This is a genomic window from Ruegeria sp. CDSC054 (genome assembly GCF_059610645.1).
On sequence record NZ_JBXWOA010000004.1, the window covers coordinates 345,226 to 362,222 of the forward strand.

Here is a 16,997-nt window from a genome sequence, read left to right on the forward strand (position 1 = left end):
TTCATTCTCAAGAGGATACCTAAATGGGGTCAGAAATGATTCGTCGTAGTTTTCTTGCGGCTTTGGCTTTTGCCGCCGCTTTGCCGGTCACAGCCTGGGCCGAGGCACCGCTGAAAGTGGTTGCAACCACAGGCATGATCGCTGATGCGGCGCGTCAGATTGGTGGGGAACAGGTTGAGGTCAAAGGCCTGATGGGCCCGGGCGTCGACCCGCATGCTTATCGTCAGACCCGCAGCGATATCGTGGCTATGACCCGGGCGGATTTGATCCTGTGGCACGGTCTTTACCTTGAAGCGCAGATGGAAAACTTTTTCCATGATCTTGGGCGCAAACGCCCGGTCGTGGCTGTTGCCGAGGGTGTCGATAAGTCCAAGCTGCGCGCACATGACGATTATGCCGACAAGTATGACCCGCATGTATGGATGAGCCCGGCCGTCTGGCGCGATGTGGTGGTCGAAGTTCAAAAAGCCCTGACAGACGCGCGCCCTGAAGCTGCTGATTTTTTCGCCGCGAACGCGCAGACACATCTGGCCGAGATTGATCAGTTGGAAGCCTACGGCAAACAAGTGCTGGCCGACGTGCCGGAAAACAACCGTGTGCTTGTAACGGCGCATGACGCCTTTGGCTATTTCGGTGAGGCATACGGCTATGAGGTGCTTGGCATTCAAGGCATCTCGACCCAGTCCGAGGCCGGTTTGAACAGGATCGGCGAACTGGTCGATACCTTGGTAGATCAGCAGCTGACGGCGGTGTTCGTCGAAAGCTCGGTTTCTGATCGGTCCATGCGCGCGCTGATCGAAGGGGCCGCGGCCAAAGGCCATGATGTTGGCATCGGCGGAGAGCTGTATTCCGACGCGATGGGTGAACCGGGCACGTACGAGGGTACGTATATCGGGATGCTGGACCACAACATCTCTGTGATTGCCGGGGCGTTGGGCGCAGACGTGCCCGAGCATGGCATGAACGGCAAATTGTCGGCGGGGTCCTGAACGATGCTGTCGCTGGCTGCGCATCAGGGTGCTTCGGTTGCTGAGAAAACTACAAAGGACTGCCCTCTGGTCATTCGCGGTCTGACTGTTTCTTACGGTCAGAAACCCGCCGTGTTTTCGGTGGATATGACCGTGCAGCCCGGCGCGATGACGGCGATCATCGGACCAAACGGGGCGGGGAAGTCTACGCTTCTGAAGGCGGCGCTGGGTATTGTCTCACCCCTGTCCGGGCAGGTTTCGGTTTTTGGTGAACCGCTTGAGAAACAGCGCGCCAAGATCGCGTATGTACCACAACGCGCCAGCGTCGATTGGGATTTCCCGACGCGTGTGATTGACGTTGTGTTGATGGGCCTGTCCCGCGAGCTGGGGTTGTTGGGCCGCGTCCGTGCTCGTCATATGTCCCGGGCCATGGACTGCCTTAACCGGGTCGGGATGCGCGATTTTGCCGACCGCCAGATTGGTCAACTTTCAGGCGGCCAGCAGCAGCGCGTTTTCCTTGCCCGTGCTCTGGCGCAGGATGCCGATCTTTATCTGCTGGATGAGCCCTTTGCCGGTGTCGATGCCGCGACGGAAAAAGCAATAATCGCAGTGTTGAAGTCGCTGAAAGAGGCTGGCAAGACCGTTGTCGTCGTACATCACGATCTGGCTACGGTGACTGATTATTTCGACCATGTATTCCTGATCAATACCCGCAAAGTGGCTGAGGGAACTGTGGCCGAGGCCTTTACCGCCGAAACCCTGCAATCGGCGTATGGCGGCCGTTTGGCCACAGCCCAGATCGACCAGATTTCGCGCGCATTGGGGTAAATCATGCTTTGGGATGCTCTGACCCTGCAGCTGGGCTATAACGCCACGCTGGTCGCGATTGGTGCGACCTTATTGGGTATATCCGCTGGTGTGACCGGGACGTTCCTGTTCTTGCGCAAACGCGCGCTGGTCAGCGACGCCATCAGCCACGCGACTTTGCCCGGCGTCTGCCTTGGGTTCATGGTTTTGGTCGCCCTTGGCGGCGATGGGCGCAACCTGATCGGTTTGCTGGCCGGATCGGCCGTGTCGGCCTGGGTCGGTTTGCTTTGCATGAATTGGCTGACACGCCACACACGACTGGCCGAGGATGCCGCCATTGGTGCCATCCTGTCGGTGTTTTTCGGTCTCGGCATCGTTCTGCTGACCGTGATCCAGACCATGGGCGTCGGTCGTCAGGCCGGGCTGGAAGGGTTCCTGCTGGGCTCAACCGCAGGGATGTTGTGGGCGGATGCGCTGGTCATCGCAATCGGTGGGGCAGCGACGCTGTTGCTGGTCATGATCATTCGCCGACCTATGACCATGGTCGCCTTCGACCCTGAATACGCTGCTGCCCGGGGCCTGCCGGTGCACCGGATTGATCTGGCGATGATGGGGCTGGTCATGGCAGTTACTGTGGTGGGCCTGAAAATTGTCGGGCTGATCCTGATTGTGGCGCTGCTGATTATCCCACCTGTCACGGCGCGTTTCTGGACGGACCGTTCGGACCGCGTGGTGCTGCTGGCTGGACTGGCCGGAGGGTTGGCGGGCTATCTGGGTGCGGCGATGTCAGCCTCGGCCCCCAATCTGCCCACCGGCCCGATCATTGTACTGGTCAGCTTTGGCTTTTTCGCACTGTCCCTGTTACTTGCGCCTGTCCGAGGAGTTCTGGCAGCGGTTCTGCGGCACCTGCGGTTCCAGCGCCGGGTTCATATTCGGCAGGGTCTGCTGGCACTGGCGCAAGGGCAAAAGATCTATGAGCCACTGACCTTGCGTCTCTTGCGGCGTGCCGGTTTGGCGCGGGCGGATGGCGTGGCCACCGAAACAGGCAAGGCGCGCGCGGCCAAGGCGTTGCGCGATGAAAGGCGCTGGGAAATCGTCAGGGCTGATCAGATGCATGAGGCAACGGCTGCGCTCTATGACGGGTTGCGGGACATCGAAACCGTCCTGACCCAAGATCAGATCGCCGAGATCGACCGCCAGATCGGCGGCCCGCAGGAGGTTCCGGCATGAGCGGTGAAGAATTTGTACCCCTGTCTTTGACACCCTTGCTGATCGGCACGTTTGCCGCCATCGCTTGCGCTTTGCCCGGGAACTTCCTGGTCTTGCGCAAACAGGCCTTGATCGGGGATGCGATCAGCCATGTGGTGCTGCCGGGTATTGTCGTGGCCTTTCTGCTGACCGGAACGATTTCGACCTGGCCAATGATGCTGGGCGCCGCGGGCGCGGCAGTGGTGGCTGTGGTTCTGATCGAAGCTGTCAGGCGGCTGGGGCAGATCGAGGCGGGTGCCGCGATGGGGGTGGTTTTCACCACGATGTTTGCAGCCGGTGTGCTGCTGCTCGAACAAACCGATACTTCGACCGTACACTTGGATGTTGAACATGCGCTTTATGGCAATCTGGAAAGCCTGATCTGGTTGGACGCGGTGGGCTGGTCTTCGGTGTTGGATCCCGTGGCGCTGGCGGGGTTGCCGCCGGAATTGCCTCGGATTGCGCTGACTTTGCTGGGGGTATCTGTCTTTGTATGGCTGTTCTGGCGGCCGCTGAAGATTTCCACCTTCGACGAAGGGTTCGCGCGCACCATTGGTGTCCGGACCGGAGTTCTTGGCATGGCCCTTGTGATCACGGCAGCTATTGCCGCCGTGGCGGCATTTGACGCCGTGGGTTCGATCATTGTGATTGCCATGTTCATTTGCCCACCCGCAGCGGCGCGCATGATGACCAACCGGCTGGAAACCCAGATCGCATGGAGCATCATCTTTGCCATCCTGTCGGCAGTCTCCGGGTACGTGCTGGCTGGGTATGGCCCGCTCTGGCTGGGGGCGGCAGACGCGGTCAGTGCAGCGGGCATGATCGCAACAATGTCCGGTTTGATCCTTGCGTTTACGGCTTTGTGGGGGCCGTGCCGGACACGGGCGGGTGCACCCGGAACCGCTTGACCCGGCATTTTCCCGCCGTCAGGCTCTGCACCGCATCGGCCAAACTTCGCCACCTGAATTGGGGCCCAGAGAGTCTTCGCATCGTGAAACTTTATTCGTGGTATGAGTTGGCCCATTGATTATTGGATGACCACCACTCACTCCGGATCGTTCGAGCAATCGCGCCCAGACTGGCCGCAAGTCTAGGCTGGCACTGTGCGATTGTTCGAACGCCCCCTCCTCACATTAAATCAAGCCAAAGCTGTGGCAGAATCGCGCGCGAATGTGCTAGGTCTGGTGGTATGGCGCAGGCACACCCCAATATCAGCGATAATCGACCGGTCATCCGGCAACTTGACGACGCAGCAATCAACCGTATTGCGGCAGGCGAGGTTGTTGAACGTCCGGCTTCCGCGGTCAAGGAATTGGTGGAAAATGCCATCGACGCAGGCGCAACCCGCGTCGCGATCGACATTGCCGATGGGGGAAAGACGCTGATTCGCGTCACCGATGATGGCTGTGGGATTGCTGCTGAGGATCTGCCATTGGCCTTGTCGCGCCACGCGACGTCAAAAATCGACGGGTCCGATCTGTTGAATATCCACACCTTCGGGTTCCGGGGTGAGGCCCTGCCTTCGCTGGGCGCGGTCGGCCGCCTGACCATCACCAGCCGGGTGTCGGGAGGCGAGGCGGCCTCGATCCACGTGGCAGGTGGTCGGATGGACAGGGTGAAACCTGCGGCCTTGCGTGCTGGCACAGTGGTTGAACTGTGCGATCTCTTTTTTGCAACGCCTGCGCGATTGAAATTCATGCGCACCGACCGGGCCGAGGCGCAGGCGATCAACGACACCGTCAAACGGCTGGCCATGGCTGAGCCTGCGGTGACCTTCACCTTGCGCGATATTTCCGGCGGAGGCGAGGGGCGCGTGACGTTTCGGGCCGACCGCGAAAATGGGGATCTGTTCGACGCGCTTCACGCCCGTTTGGCCCGCGTGATCGGGCGCGAATTTGCGGAAAACGCGCTGCAGATTGATGCGAGCCGCGAGGGGATCCGGTTGTACGGTTACGCCGCCCTGCCGACCTATTCGCGCGGAGCGGCAGTGGCGCAGTATCTGTTCGTCAATGGTCGTCCTGTGCGCGACAAGATGCTGACGGGCGCGCTGCGGGCGGCCTATTTCGATTTCCTCAGCCGTGATCGCCATCCCGCTGCAGCCCTGTTCATTGATTGTGATCCGACGCTGGTTGACGTGAATGTGCACCCGGCAAAATCCGAGGTCCGGTTTCGCGATCCGGGCGTCGCGCGCGGGTTGATCGTCTCGGCCCTGAGGCACGCGCTGGCCGAGGCCGGACACAGGGCCTCCTCCACGGTGGCGAATGCGACTTTGGGCGCTATGCGTCCGGAACCGGTACTGCCTGCACCGGCGCGCGTTTATCAGATGGACCGCCCGTCACCAGCTACACGGAATGTGGCGTATCAGGCGCAGGCACCGGGATTTGCCGAATTGTCTCAGGACTACAGCGGCAGCATTGTCGAACCGGCTTCGGTCCCAGAAACACCGGTCGAAGACCTGCCTTTGGGGGCGGCACGTGGGCAGGTACATGAGAACTACATCATCGCCCAAACCGCAGACGGCATGGTGATCGTTGATCAACATGCGGCACATGAGCGGCTGGTTTATGAAAAGCTCAAAAAACAGACGGCAGAGAATGGCGTCGCTGCGCAGGCACTGCTGATCCCGGAAATTGTTGAATTGTCCGACAGCGATTGCGCGCGATTGATGCAGGTTGCGGACGACCTGGCAAAGCTGGGACTGACAATTGAACCCTTTGGCGGCGGTGCGGTTGCCGTGCGCGAAACGCCGGCTATTCTAGGCGAGGTGGACGCGCGGGCGATGATCCTGGATATCCTCGACGAACTGGCCGATCAGGGCGAAAGCCAGATGGTGCAAGCGCGGATCGAGGCGATCCTCAGCCGGGTGGCCTGTCATGGGTCGGTCCGGTCGGGTCGTCGCATGCGGGCTGAAGAAATGAACGCCTTACTACGGGAAATGGAGGCCACGCCCCATTCCGGTCAGTGCAACCACGGGCGGCCAACTTACGTGGAATTGAAGCTGAGCGATATCGAGCGATTGTTCGGCCGCAGTTGATCCATTGGCTTGGTTGGGCTATGGAGAATAAAACAAGAACATCCGAGGCGACATGATCGAGATTGCAGGAACCCAATATGCGCTGAACGACCCCGTGATCCTAACCGTGGGTGGGGTTGTTACGCTGATCCTGCTGTTGCTGTTTTTGTCGCTGCGCGCAGCCAACCGGTCGGCCCGTATGGCAGAACCTTTGTCCCGCCAAATGGCGCATCTTGGCCAGCATGTGCAGCAGCTGGGGCAAGGGCAGGAACAATTGCGCGGTGGCTTGCAGCATGTCTCGGACACGCAGGCCAATGCGCAGGTGCAGGTGATCCAGACGGTTGAATCCCGGCTGTCCTCGGTCCAGCAGCAGATGAATGACCGACTGGCGGACAACGCGATGAAATCGGCGCGTGCTTTGGCCGAGATGCAGGAGCGGATGAAGGAATCGCTGCATGGATCATCCAAACAAACCGCTACATCGCTGACGCAGTTGCAGGAGCGTCTGGCCGCCATCGACAAGGCGCAGGACAATATTACCAAACTGTCGGGCGATGTATTGTCTCTGCAGGATATCCTGTCGAACAAACAGACCCGCGGTGCGTTTGGAGAGATCCAGTTGAACGATATCGTCTCTAAGGCGCTGCCTTCGGATAGTTTCCAGCTGCAGGCAACCCTGTCGAACGGGCGCCGGGCGGATTGTCTGATCAACCTGCCTAACCCTCCGGGACCGATTGTCATCGACAGCAAGTTCCCGTTGGAAGCCTATGAGGCGTTGATTGGTTCGACCAATGACATGGAGTTGAAGGCGGCGGTTCAGATGTTCCGCAGCACGGTGCGTAAGCACATTACAGATATTTCCGAGAAGTACATTCTGGACGGTGAAACGGCAGATGGAGCACTGATGTTCCTACCGTCCGAGGCGGTCTATGCCGAACTTCATGCCAAATTTCCTGAACTGGTGCAGGAGAGTTTCACCAAACGCGTGTGGATCGTCTCGCCCACCACCTGCATGGCGACACTGAACACGATGCGTGCGATCCTCAAAGACGCGCGGATGCGGGAACAAGCTGGGGCGATCCGCAAAGAACTGGGTTTGCTGCACAAGGATGTTGAGCGTTTGGGTGATCGGGTCGGCAATCTGGACCGCCATTTTGGGCAAGCGGCCAAGGATATCTCGGAAATCAAGATCAGCGCGGAAAAGGCTGGCCGCCGGGCACAGCGGTTGGATAACTTCGATTTCGAGGAACTGGCGCCTGACGATCAGACCAACGTTGTGCCTCTGGGCCAGTCCGAAGGCTAGGCATTACTGGATTGACAGATCCAGATTGTAGCCGACCGTCTTGTCCGAATCGCGGTCATTGCCCATCAGGTAGACCCGGATTGTGTAGTCTCCATCCTCAGGCAATTCGATGCGCGCGGTATTCCCGTCGGTCGAGCCGTTGTAGATCGCGAAACCATCACTGTCCGGCGGCAGGATGTTGAAGTAGATCACGCCATAGCCATTTGTGTCGCTTACCTTCAGGTCGGCAAACATCTCTTGTCCGGCTTTTGCACCCAACTTGTAGTCGAAGTACTCGTTTCCAGTGACGGTACCATTGACCATTGTCCCGAAATTGCCCGGTTCGAACTTCACGTCAGCGACCAACTGGGCAGAAGCGACAGATGAGAAACCCATAAGGGCAAGAACGAAGAACATAGTCCGGATCATTTCAAATGCCTCCAACAATCAGCTTGCAGGGCAGGGTACCACATGAGCGCTGATTGCGTCAGATCTTCAGGAACGGTTGGAACAGACGCGGCATCAGCTTGTTGAATTTCAGCGGCGCGTCAGTGACAGCCAGGCAGATGCAATCCTCGGTAATGTCGGCTGTCGGCGTATGGTGCAGGTCTTCATCTGCAATCTCCACATCGCCACGGGCAAAACGGTCGACCTCATCAGAAAACGCGCCCTGCAGAACCATTGTCAGCTCCACGCCATTATGGCTGTGGTCGGGAACTGCGGTGCCCGCCGGAATGAAGAGCAACCGGGCGGTCGCTTCGCCGCTCGTCGGCAGGATCGCCTGCTTGACCCCCATGCCGATTGGTCGCCAGCGGATGTCGTTCACATCGCCGCCAACGTAATCCTGCAACGGGCTTGGCAAAACCGAGCAGCCGGGTCGCCTGGGTTTGGCAATCGGCGCACCGTTTGCGATCAAAGCCATCGTTTCCGCAAGTGCCTTGTCGTTCATCGCAACGGTCTCGTCCTGTTCTTCCAGGACATAACCGCCAACGGCGTCAAAGCTTTCGGCCTGCGCACGACATTGATTGCACAGGGAAAGATGTGTCGCGACCATCAGGTCGAAAGCCTCGGGCAGAGTGCCTGCGGCGTAAGCCATCAGCAGGTCGTCTGTCAGGTGATGTTTGATCTTATTGCTCATATCCGTCATCTCAATTCATCGCATGGCGCAAGCGGTCCAGCGCCAGCCGTATCCGTGATTTGATCGTTCCCAGTGGCAATCCAGTCTGAGAAGCGATTTCTCGATGGCTCAGATCGCCAAAATAGGCTTTCTCGATCAGTTGCCGTTGCGCCTCTGGCAGCGCGGTCATCGCGTTGCGCAACTGCGCGGTTTCCTGTTGCAGCACGAGTATGTCGTCCTGCTCCGGTTCAGCCTCGGGTCCCCATCCCAGTTCTTCGGGCTCGGGGCGGCGTTGTTTGCGCAGGACGTCGATGCGCTTGTTCCGCGCGATCGTGAACACCCATGTGGCCACGGTTGCCCGCGTGGGGTCGAACAAATGTGACTTGTGCCACAGCGTGACCATCACCTCTTGAGCGCACTCTTCGGCCATGGCCGCATCTGAGCCCGACTTGATCAGGAACGCCTTGATCCGCGGCGCGAAGTGCTGAAACAACTCAGCAAACGCTGCCTGATCCTGTGCGTCCCTTATGCGTCTGACGTGGTCAACCCACTCAACTCGTTTGTCACAACTGTCTTGCGCTCGGTTCACCGGTCTTCCCCTGATGCGTTTTTTTGCGCGCCACGGTTTCTGTGAAGGCCTGCTGGCCACCGGTTCATCCAAGGTCGCGGTATCGATCTCGGTAAACATAACAACATTACGCGGTAAGCCCCAAGCTGGATCACATTGTGATGCGAATTTAATCCAATCCGGACCATGTTTCGTATGATAAACATGTACATGAAAAAAAACAGCGCCACTTGAACAGCTTACAGGAAAACTGGAACGCAGACGAGAATGAACAGGATCGACCATATTTCAGGCCACACTTACCACGGTCGAAAAGGCGGGATCGAGAATGCGTTTCGGTATTCCATTGATTACATCCTGTTGGACCCCGAAGCCCGGCCTGACACACCGCTTTTGTTTTCGATAAACCGAGCCAATGCGATGTACTGGCGAGACCGTGACCACGGCGGTGAACCCGGCAAAGGGCAGGGTGCGGCGTGGTTGCGAGCTAAATTCGACGAAATGGGTGTTACGCAACCGGCAAGAATTGAGTTGCTGACGCAGCCACGGGTGCTGGGGCATGTCTTCAATCCGGTAAGCTTCTGGTTCTGTTTCGATGCCGATGAACAAGTATATGCGGTGGTAGCAGAGGTTACGAACACTTACGGCACGCGCCACAGCTATCTGTGCAACAATCCCGGGTTTGCGCCGATCCAGCCGACGGATCGCATCGTTGCGGACAAGCTGATGCATGTCTCACCGTTTCAAAAGATCGAAGGGACGTATGAGTTCCGGTTCGACCATCGCCCCGAGCGTATCGGCGTCTGGATTGACTATGGTCGAAAAGCGGGTGGATTGATTGCCACCCTGACCGGGCCGCGCGCGCCGCTGACCAACCGGGCGATCCTGTGGTCGCTGCTGCGGCGCCCCTTCGGTGCGCGGCGTGCGTTTTTCCTTATTGTGTGGCAGGCGATCAAACTTAAGATCAAGAAGGCCCGGTTTGTCCCGTTCCGAACCGCCCCTGTGCCCGATCAGCCGATATCCCGCAGTCGCAAGCCTTAGCCCTTAGGTCTTTGCTTAAGATCAAAGACTCAGCCCCTTCCTCATGGTTGTGGTACTATTGAAACCGCGAATACGAGGAGTTGGGTCATGATGGAAATTTCGCCAAGGAAAATTGCTCAGGTTGCAATGATGGGGCGCGAATTGGGTCGTGCCGAGGGCGAATTGCGCGCCTTCATTGACCGGATGAGCGAGGACGAACAGGCCGAACTGGTGGCTGTCATGTGGGTCGGGCGTGAAAGCTTTTTCGCCGAAGATCTGCCTGAGGCTATCGCAACCGCCAAGTCCGAGGCTTCAACCCCTTGCGCAGACTACCTGATCGGTACGCCGCATATGTCGGATCACCTTGAAAATGGATTGGATGCACTGGGCATCTCAGCAGAGGATGTGGAAAACGACCTGATGTAAGTCCACCGGCTATGTGCACCCGGTGCCGCCTGCAAATTGCAAACCATTCGCTGAAAACCCGGTTTTCGGATAACATGGTCAGGAAACCCGAAAGCCCGCATTCAGGCTGGGGTGCTATTAGACGGAGCGTGATCCATGTGGCGCGTCTTGCAATTGTTTGCGGTGTTCGCGCTTTGCGTGGGCTTCCATTCCCGCCCTGCCCAAGCATGCGGCGTCTGCGTTGAGCTTCCGGAATATTCTCTGGCGGACCGGATTCTTTCGGCGCGTGTGATCGTGCTGGCGGCACCATCGCCAGACAACCCTTTCAAGTTCTCCCCCGTTACGGTTTTGAAAGGCACACCGGAACAGGTTGGGGGATTGCCCGAGATACCTTTCCTGGTCGACAGCGTTACGCGATCCGCCTTTCGTGCGAGTCCGAGCAGAACGGTTTTGATGATCTACGGGGCGGGGTATCAGGACAAGGCCGGTCGCAGCCTGCCCAGTGGTTGGACCAAAGGGTTCCTGATGACACCGGACAGGGCCCACTTCCTTAAAACACTGCGTGCCGAGGGGCAGGGCTGGGCCAGTGGCGCGCCGGATCGCGCGGCGCAGGTTGCCTTTTTCAGTGCCTATCTCACACATGAAGATCGCCTGTTGCGCAACACGGCGCTGATCGAAATCCACCGCGCGCCCTATTGGCTTTTGACCCACCTGACCGATGCTGTGACAACCGCACAATTATTGCAGGATCTTCGCAATCCCAATCGTTTAGCCTACGCACCGGCACTTATCCGATTGTTGGGTCTTCAGTCGGATCCAAAGGCTAAAGAACGCGTAAGGCTTGGCTATCAAAGCGCGCTTCGCAGCGGAAACCTCAACCTATACGACTGGGGGCTGGCGGGAATCACAGTTGATGGGGATCGGGCAATCCTTGAAATCGAAAAGTCGCTGCAGCGGCTTGAACGCTCCGCCGCCGAAAAGCGCATCCTAATCCGCAGTCTGGCCGATGGCGGAACGACCTATCCCGAGTTGCGGTCCCGGATCCTGGATGTGTTTAGGCATCAGTTGGACAATGACAGCACTGTTGCGATCTGGATTGCCCTGGCTGTACGACCTTGGGGCACCAACGCATTGAACCCCAACTTTGAGGCTATCATGGCCCAAAGCGAACTAGATCCGGCGACTCTGTTCCTCATGCGGGCCGCAATTGAAGCTGAGGAACCGGGTTAACGTTGTAGTGACGCTCTTCATAGTTTCAAATCGCACTAGGAAACAGATGGGGCAGCACTTTCGTCAAGCAAATGCATCTCAGCAGCCCCGGCGCATTCGATTTCAGAAAAATATCGCGCTTGATCAAAATCGTCTTGTATCTGGTCGACATGCAAGGATATACCGGCCAGCGGAGACGTGGCCGAGTGGTCGAAGGCGCTCCCCTGCTAAGGGAGTAGGCCCGGAAGGGTCTCGAGGGTTCGAATCCCTTCGTCTCCGCCACCTGCCATTTCCGTTCAATTGGACAAGATGCTTTTCAGCCCCTTATGGGGTTGTTTTGCGTAACACAATTAAGTTCGCTGTTGCTCTTCAATTATTCTCGATTACTCGATCAATGATCGGTTGTTCTTGATGTGGCGTTGCACCATATGCCGAACCTGCCTGCCTTTGGCCGGGATCGGACGCGCTGATGGCGGTACGAAATCCTCTGTGGCCAAGGCGGGAAACAGTTCCAGCATTTCTGCCCGTGCCGCAGCCGGCACAGTCCTGAGGGCCTCGGCACCAGCAAACAGACTTTCCGATGGGGCGCTTTCGGCAAAGACGATCTCATGCTGTTCGAACAGCATGTGATAATACTCGACGGTTTGAGCGTTTTCCTCGACCGAGATACCGGAAATTCCAACCAGCGCGTGCGCGGCCACGAGAATTTCGCTGGTTTCGAACATTCGGATTGCAATGGCGGACCGCACCAGCATCCGGTGTTGCGGGGAAACAAGTAAGTCGCGCTGAGGCAGTCCGCTGCCTAATGCACCGGCGGCGATGCGGATCGGGCGCAGTTTGGGCTTTTCCGACAGCTCTTGACTGGTCAGTGTACGCGCACCGATCCAGCGGATACGCTGCGGACCCCGGTCCATCGTCTCAACCAAATCGCCTACACTCAGACGTTCGATCGCAATATCTCCACCCGGTGTCCGGATCAGTGTGCCAGCCGTAAAGCAGGGCACGTCAACGATGGATGTGGGGTCGGTTGTATCAGGCGCATTGCCTGGCGTGACGTTGACAATCGTCATCGAATAGGCAGTGCCGGGTTCCAAAGGCTCTGACGTAATATAGCCTGCCAGGTCACCCTCGACCTCGACCCGGTAGACGGTGATGGTGCCACCGTCCGGATCGGTCAGAATATAGGATTCTTCAAGGTAAATATCACCACTGAAAAATGTTGTGGACCCGTCCAGATTGGTGACCGTACCGGTCTGTGTTAAGTCATCGCCGCTTTCGTTGCTGTTGAAGTCGCCGTTAAAGACAGTGCCGGTATCGGGCAGAGTTGGATTCCCGGGGCGTGACAGAATGTCACCGCCTGCTGCATCCTCGACATTGAAAACGTGCCGGTCAGTGGCCGGGTCAAAATCGGTGTCCAAAATGACCTGGCCCGACCCCACCGTGATGACGTCGGGATCATATCCAATGTAGGAATAGTTTGCCATTTACAACTCACCACCTTTTTTGCGCGCGCCGTTCATTTCAGTCAGAACTTTTGGCACATAAACCACCATTCAATAGGTATTTTCAGCAACAGTCGCCAATCAATCCCCTTATTTCAAGGCAATACCACGGCATTTTTTTGAATTCATGAATGTGGCTGGCCTTTTTACCATAACGCTACTCTGCCATGGGCCTGACTTTCGTTAAGGCAGTGCGGTGGGCCGCGCTGGGTACCGATCTCACTAGCTAAACTGTGCAACGGTGATCGCGTTGCGAAATGTCATGACGATGAGCATGGCGCTAACACGGGTAGAAGCCATATTGGCCTGTGTAGTGATGCACCTTCCCAACCCGGTTTTTTTGTCCCTGATGTGCGAAGACCCTGAGATTCGCGTATCGATCCTGACTTCGACCTTTACCCATCTGCATTCGCTGGTCGCACAGCTTGAATAACTCAAGGCCCAGACTGGCGCGCAGCAGGTGGCCAAATTTTTGATGAACCTGTCCGACAAGGTGGCCGACGGCTGTGAGGTTGAGCCGCCTTATGACAAGATGCTGATTGTAGGACGCTTGGGCATGAAGCCCGAAAGCCTGAGCCGTGCGTTTTCGCAGCTCAAGCCGGAGGGCGTGAAAATCAACCGTAATCACTCGGTTGCCGCGGATACCCAATGCCTGCGCGATTACGCCGAAAACAACCCGTCCAAAAAGTAGCACAAACTCTGCTAGAGCAGTGCAATTTGCACAGACATTTTGATCTATTTGCTAGCGTTTTTTTGCATATTTATGTACAATGACGCTAGTTCTGCCGCGTATTTCGGCGGGGGGTGCAGCATGACACACGACCGCAACGGTGGCCCTGACAGGCCGCCCTTGGTTGCGCTCAGCGTCGCCAAGGTCGCTCTTTCGGTTCGGGCCAAGCTGCTGGTGGCTTTTCTAGGAATAACCGGTCTGCTGGTCTGTTTGGTGTTGTTTGGTCTATATGCTTTGCATCAGGCCAATCTGCGGTCCGAGACGATGATGCGCGATCAGGAGCGTATTGCGTTTTTTAATGACACCCACACGACGATCTCGAACCTGAACACACATCTACTGTCCTTGTTCGTTCCGCAAAACCTGAAAGACTTTCCTCGTCAGAACGGATTTCTGGGAGCTTCTACGCGTTCGATACTTCACGTTTCGGCAGCACTAGAGCGTAACCTTGCCCTTGGTTTTCGCAGTTTCGGGCAGCCCGGAATGCCGGATGCGCAGGCGATTGCGAACCTTCGATCTGACCTTCAGGACATTTTACCGGCAATCACTGAACTGCGCCGTCTGAACCGCGAAGGCAATCTGTTAGCCGCAGCGCAACACGGTATCGACCACATGTTCGAGCCGCTCCAAGCCATGCAGCGCGAGGCGTATACCGTGGCGCAGAATGTCGAACAGGAAGTGCGCGAACTGGCGCGGACTACAGAACAAGCATATTTGACTTCACGCCTAAGCATCACGGCTGCGGCGATCGCGGCGATTGGGATTGCCCTTTTGTTGGGATATTCGATTTCGTCGTCCCTGTTGTGGCCGATCGAACGTATCCATGCGGTGCTCAGCAAGCTGTCCCGGGGTGGGTTCGACAACCGGATTACGGTTCCCAATCGGGACGAACTGGGCGAGCTGGCAAACCACGTGAACCAGACCAGCGAAAAACTGGGTGCGCTTTACGGGCAAGTCGAAGTGCAAAAAGCCCAACTGGCCGATTTGAATGCAGCGCTGGAAACTCGGGTCGCCAACCAGATAGAAGAGATCGAGCGCACCAATCGTCTGAAACGCTTCCTGCCGTCTCAGGTGGCGGCGATGATTGTCGGCGCGACGGATGAGGCGGATGTCTTGAGGACCCGTAAGGCCGAGATCACAGTTCTTTTTGCCGATCTGCGCGGGTTCACGGCCTTCGCCACCGTTGCCAATGCGGATCAAGTCGTCGCGGCGCTCAACGCATTTCATGGCACTTGTGGACCGCTTGTCGAAGCCTGCGGGGGAACGTTGGAACGGTTTCTCGGCGACGGTTTGATGGTTTTGTTCGGCGCGCCAGTGCCGCTGGATGATGCTGCGCAGAGAGCCGTTGATTTGGCCCAGAAAATGCAAGTGAATGTCCGAAAGGCGATGGTGCCGTACAGGGCCGGTATCGCTCAGCACGGTCTTGGTCTCGGCATTGGGATCGCAACGGGGGCAGCAACTTTGGGTCGGATTGGTTTTGAGGGTCGTTTGGATTACTCGGCAATTGGGCCTGCACCCAATCTGGCGGCACGCCTGTGTGAAATCGCTAAGGACGGTCAGGTGCTTGTCTCAGAAGCGACAGCGCGTCAGGTCCGGATAGATATGACCCCGGCGGGACCGTTCGATCTGAAAGGCATAGGAACCCGCGTTTCGGCCTATGAACTGGCGCGTCTGGTCGAAAGCCGGACGGCGCCTCACGTTTGTGCCCCCTATCCCTGACAAATGCAGGGAGTTGCGCCTGTCGTAACTTCAAAAGGTGGGGTCGGGCGGTCATTTGCCAGCGATGAGCGCGCCTGCAATCTACAAGACTGAGCCAACCAAAACAGCTTCAGTGCGCACGCTAATGACGGCCCGATGGGACGGCAACTCACCCGATGCGTGGGTCAGCGAGTGTGTTTGACTTGATGCGGGGGGACGAACCGACTGTTTACCAGGGCGCGGTCCTTTCCGTCCTACCTGGCAGATAACTGTCCCGCAAAGCGTTGATTTCGGATGTCGTCCGGGGATGTCTTGTAGTGGGCGCGAAAGGCGCGACCCAAAGCGACGGCAGACGAAAACCCGGTGGCTGCCGAAATCTCTCGCTGCGACAGATCCGTTGTTCGAAGCAACGTGTCAGCCCGTTCCAGACGCAGCTCTCTGTACGTTGTCAAAAGCTTTGTGCCGGTTCTGTTCAGGAACCGACGCTGCAACTGTCGGGTAGACGTACCCAGCATTTGCGCCAGATCCGAGATCCGCAATGGGTCCTCAAGATTATCACTCATCGTTTCGATGGCTCGGCGCACTTGTGGATCGGCCTCGGACCGTTGGAAAAGCCGGATTGCAATATGGCTCTTGGCGGTCCTTTTAGGCTCGGACAGTCCGATGTATCCGCGCAGAGTGTCTGCGAGGTGCTCTCCGTGATCGATCGAAACGAAATTGGACAACAACCGTAATGCGCTCAACCGGGTCGATGCGCTGTGCAAACGGTTATCATTGGCCATGTGGATACCCGATCCATCTTCGATCAGTCCGATTTCCTGCGCTGCGGCCGTGAAGTTGGGGTGCACCGCGGCGACTGTTTTTTCTGCCCGCCCGATCTGAGCAAGCAGCAAAACGGCGCTGCCGACAAATATTGTGCGCGACGACAGGTTCACAACCTGTGAGGTCCAGGATTTCTCAGAGTCATCCAACCGCCAGTTTTCGTGGATATCCCCCCAAAACAGTGCCGTTCGCCCAGACCAGTACAGCGGCCCTTCGACCGGATCTTTAGCCAACCTGCGAATGTTGATGATGTAAGAATGATGTTCGACCAGCCTGTTCAAGGCATCAAAGAAATCCAGGACGATCTGTGCAGATGCTTCGGTGTCCTCGCCAGAGAGGACAACATCGACGTGATGTTTTCTGTTGGGTGTTTGCCTGGCAACGCAGGCTTGCCGTGAACGGGCATTTTTGAGGACATAGTGTTTCATTGTTCCTCCACCTGATGGTCTTTGGCTTTGCCCTTCGGGGCACCGCCCATTTCTTATGGCCGACCCCCATAATTTCGGGGGTCGGTCGTGAATTTCAGCCCGCTTACTCAGCGGCTTCTTCGTAAGCGTCCATTGGGGGGCATGTGCAGATTAGGTTTCTGTCGCCATATGCGTTGTCGA

General features: G+C 57.4%; 17 protein-coding genes and 1 tRNA gene. 13 read left to right on the forward strand and 5 right to left on the reverse strand.

The annotated features are described in order from the left end of the window. Positions 1-35 precede the first annotated feature (35 nt). The 6 genes from AC2FGC_RS11550 (at position 36) to AC2FGC_RS11575 (ending at position 7,339) form a co-directional block, all read left to right on the forward strand. Positions 36-989, forward strand: coding sequence for a metal ABC transporter solute-binding protein, Zn/Mn family (locus AC2FGC_RS11550; RefSeq protein WP_496726483.1), 954 nt, complete (start codon positions 36-38; stop codon positions 987-989). A 3-nt stretch (positions 990-992) separates the two neighbouring features. After that, positions 993-1,796 carry a metal ABC transporter ATP-binding protein gene (locus tag AC2FGC_RS11555; protein ID WP_496726334.1) on the forward strand — a complete coding sequence of 268 codons (804 nt, stop codon included), beginning with the start codon at positions 993-995 and terminating at the stop codon, positions 1,794-1,796. 3 nt (positions 1,797-1,799) lie between these two features. Next, complete coding sequence (locus AC2FGC_RS11560; protein ID WP_282119542.1) at positions 1,800-3,005, forward strand: metal ABC transporter permease; 1,206 nt, start codon at positions 1,800-1,802, stop codon at positions 3,003-3,005. Then, on the forward strand, positions 3,002-3,931 hold the full coding sequence (locus AC2FGC_RS11565) for a metal ABC transporter permease (protein WP_496726332.1): 930 nt from the start codon (positions 3,002-3,004) through the stop codon (positions 3,929-3,931). The genes AC2FGC_RS11560 and AC2FGC_RS11565 overlap by 4 nt, the downstream gene beginning before the upstream one ends. Before the next feature lie 281 nt (positions 3,932-4,212). Beyond that, positions 4,213-6,057: a DNA mismatch repair endonuclease MutL gene (gene mutL / locus AC2FGC_RS11570; protein ID WP_496726331.1), complete on the forward strand. Its 1,845-nt coding sequence runs from the start codon at positions 4,213-4,215 to the stop codon at positions 6,055-6,057. 52 nt (positions 6,058-6,109) lie between these two features. Next, positions 6,110-7,339, forward strand: coding sequence for a DNA recombination protein RmuC (locus tag AC2FGC_RS11575; RefSeq protein WP_282170229.1), 1,230 nt, complete (start codon positions 6,110-6,112; stop codon positions 7,337-7,339). A 3-nt stretch (positions 7,340-7,342) separates the two neighbouring features. On the opposite strand, the gene AC2FGC_RS11580 is transcribed toward AC2FGC_RS11575, so the two are convergent. The 3 genes from AC2FGC_RS11580 to AC2FGC_RS11590 are packed head-to-tail and all read right to left on the reverse strand — an operon-like array spanning position 7,343 to position 9,123. Continuing rightward, positions 7,343-7,747 (reverse strand): hypothetical protein, encoded by a 405-nt coding sequence (locus tag AC2FGC_RS11580; RefSeq protein WP_496726330.1) that lies wholly within the window; start codon positions 7,745-7,747, stop codon positions 7,343-7,345. A gap of 58 nt (positions 7,748-7,805) precedes the next feature. Beyond that, positions 7,806-8,456, reverse strand: coding sequence for a ChrR family anti-sigma-E factor (locus tag AC2FGC_RS11585; protein ID WP_496726329.1), 651 nt, complete (start codon positions 8,454-8,456; stop codon positions 7,806-7,808). 10 nt (positions 8,457-8,466) lie between these two features. Then, positions 8,467-9,123, reverse strand: a complete 657-nt coding sequence (locus AC2FGC_RS11590; RefSeq protein WP_496726328.1) for a sigma-70 family RNA polymerase sigma factor — start codon at positions 9,121-9,123, stop codon at positions 8,467-8,469. A gap of 147 nt (positions 9,124-9,270) precedes the next feature. Here AC2FGC_RS11590 and AC2FGC_RS11595 point away from each other — a divergent pair, with 147 nt between their 5' ends. From AC2FGC_RS11595 to AC2FGC_RS11610, 4 genes are all read left to right on the forward strand, one after another. Then, a complete protein-coding gene (locus AC2FGC_RS11595) occupies positions 9,271-10,044 on the forward strand; it encodes a DUF1365 domain-containing protein (RefSeq protein ID WP_496782380.1) in 774 nt (257 codons plus the stop codon). An 87-nt stretch (positions 10,045-10,131) separates the two neighbouring features. After that, a complete protein-coding gene (locus AC2FGC_RS11600; RefSeq protein WP_108860111.1) occupies positions 10,132-10,449 on the forward strand; it encodes a DUF3775 domain-containing protein in 318 nt (105 codons plus the stop codon). Between the two features lie 135 nt (positions 10,450-10,584). Then, positions 10,585-11,658: a hypothetical protein gene (locus AC2FGC_RS11605; protein WP_496726326.1), complete on the forward strand. Its 1,074-nt coding sequence runs from the start codon at positions 10,585-10,587 to the stop codon at positions 11,656-11,658. Positions 11,659-11,829: 171 nt separating this feature from the next. Continuing rightward, positions 11,830-11,919: transfer RNA gene (locus tag AC2FGC_RS11610), tRNA-Ser, on the forward strand. Positions 11,920-12,020: 101 nt separating this feature from the next. On the opposite strand, the gene AC2FGC_RS11615 is transcribed toward AC2FGC_RS11610, so the two are convergent. Then, the gene (locus AC2FGC_RS11615) at positions 12,021-13,121 is read right to left on the reverse strand and encodes a Hint domain-containing protein (RefSeq protein WP_496726325.1); all 1,101 of its coding nucleotides are present in this window, start codon (positions 13,119-13,121) and stop codon (positions 12,021-12,023) included. Positions 13,122-13,413: 292 nt separating this feature from the next. Here AC2FGC_RS11615 and AC2FGC_RS11620 point away from each other — a divergent pair, with 292 nt between their 5' ends. From AC2FGC_RS11620 to AC2FGC_RS11630, 3 genes are all read left to right on the forward strand, one after another. Then, positions 13,414-13,572, forward strand: coding sequence for a hypothetical protein (locus AC2FGC_RS11620; RefSeq protein ID WP_496782381.1), 159 nt, complete (start codon positions 13,414-13,416; stop codon positions 13,570-13,572). 27 nt (positions 13,573-13,599) lie between these two features. Next, complete coding sequence (locus tag AC2FGC_RS11625) at positions 13,600-13,830, forward strand: hypothetical protein (protein ID WP_496765375.1); 231 nt, start codon at positions 13,600-13,602, stop codon at positions 13,828-13,830. A 120-nt stretch (positions 13,831-13,950) separates the two neighbouring features. Then, positions 13,951-15,588 (forward strand): adenylate/guanylate cyclase domain-containing protein, encoded by a 1,638-nt coding sequence (locus AC2FGC_RS11630; protein ID WP_496726322.1) that lies wholly within the window; start codon positions 13,951-13,953, stop codon positions 15,586-15,588. 233 nt (positions 15,589-15,821) lie between these two features. Here the strand turns inward: AC2FGC_RS11630 and AC2FGC_RS11635 are convergent, their stop codons facing one another. Continuing rightward, positions 15,822-16,817, reverse strand: coding sequence for a helix-turn-helix domain-containing protein (locus AC2FGC_RS11635; protein WP_496782383.1), 996 nt, complete (start codon positions 16,815-16,817; stop codon positions 15,822-15,824). Between the last annotated feature and the right edge of the window lie 180 nt (positions 16,818-16,997).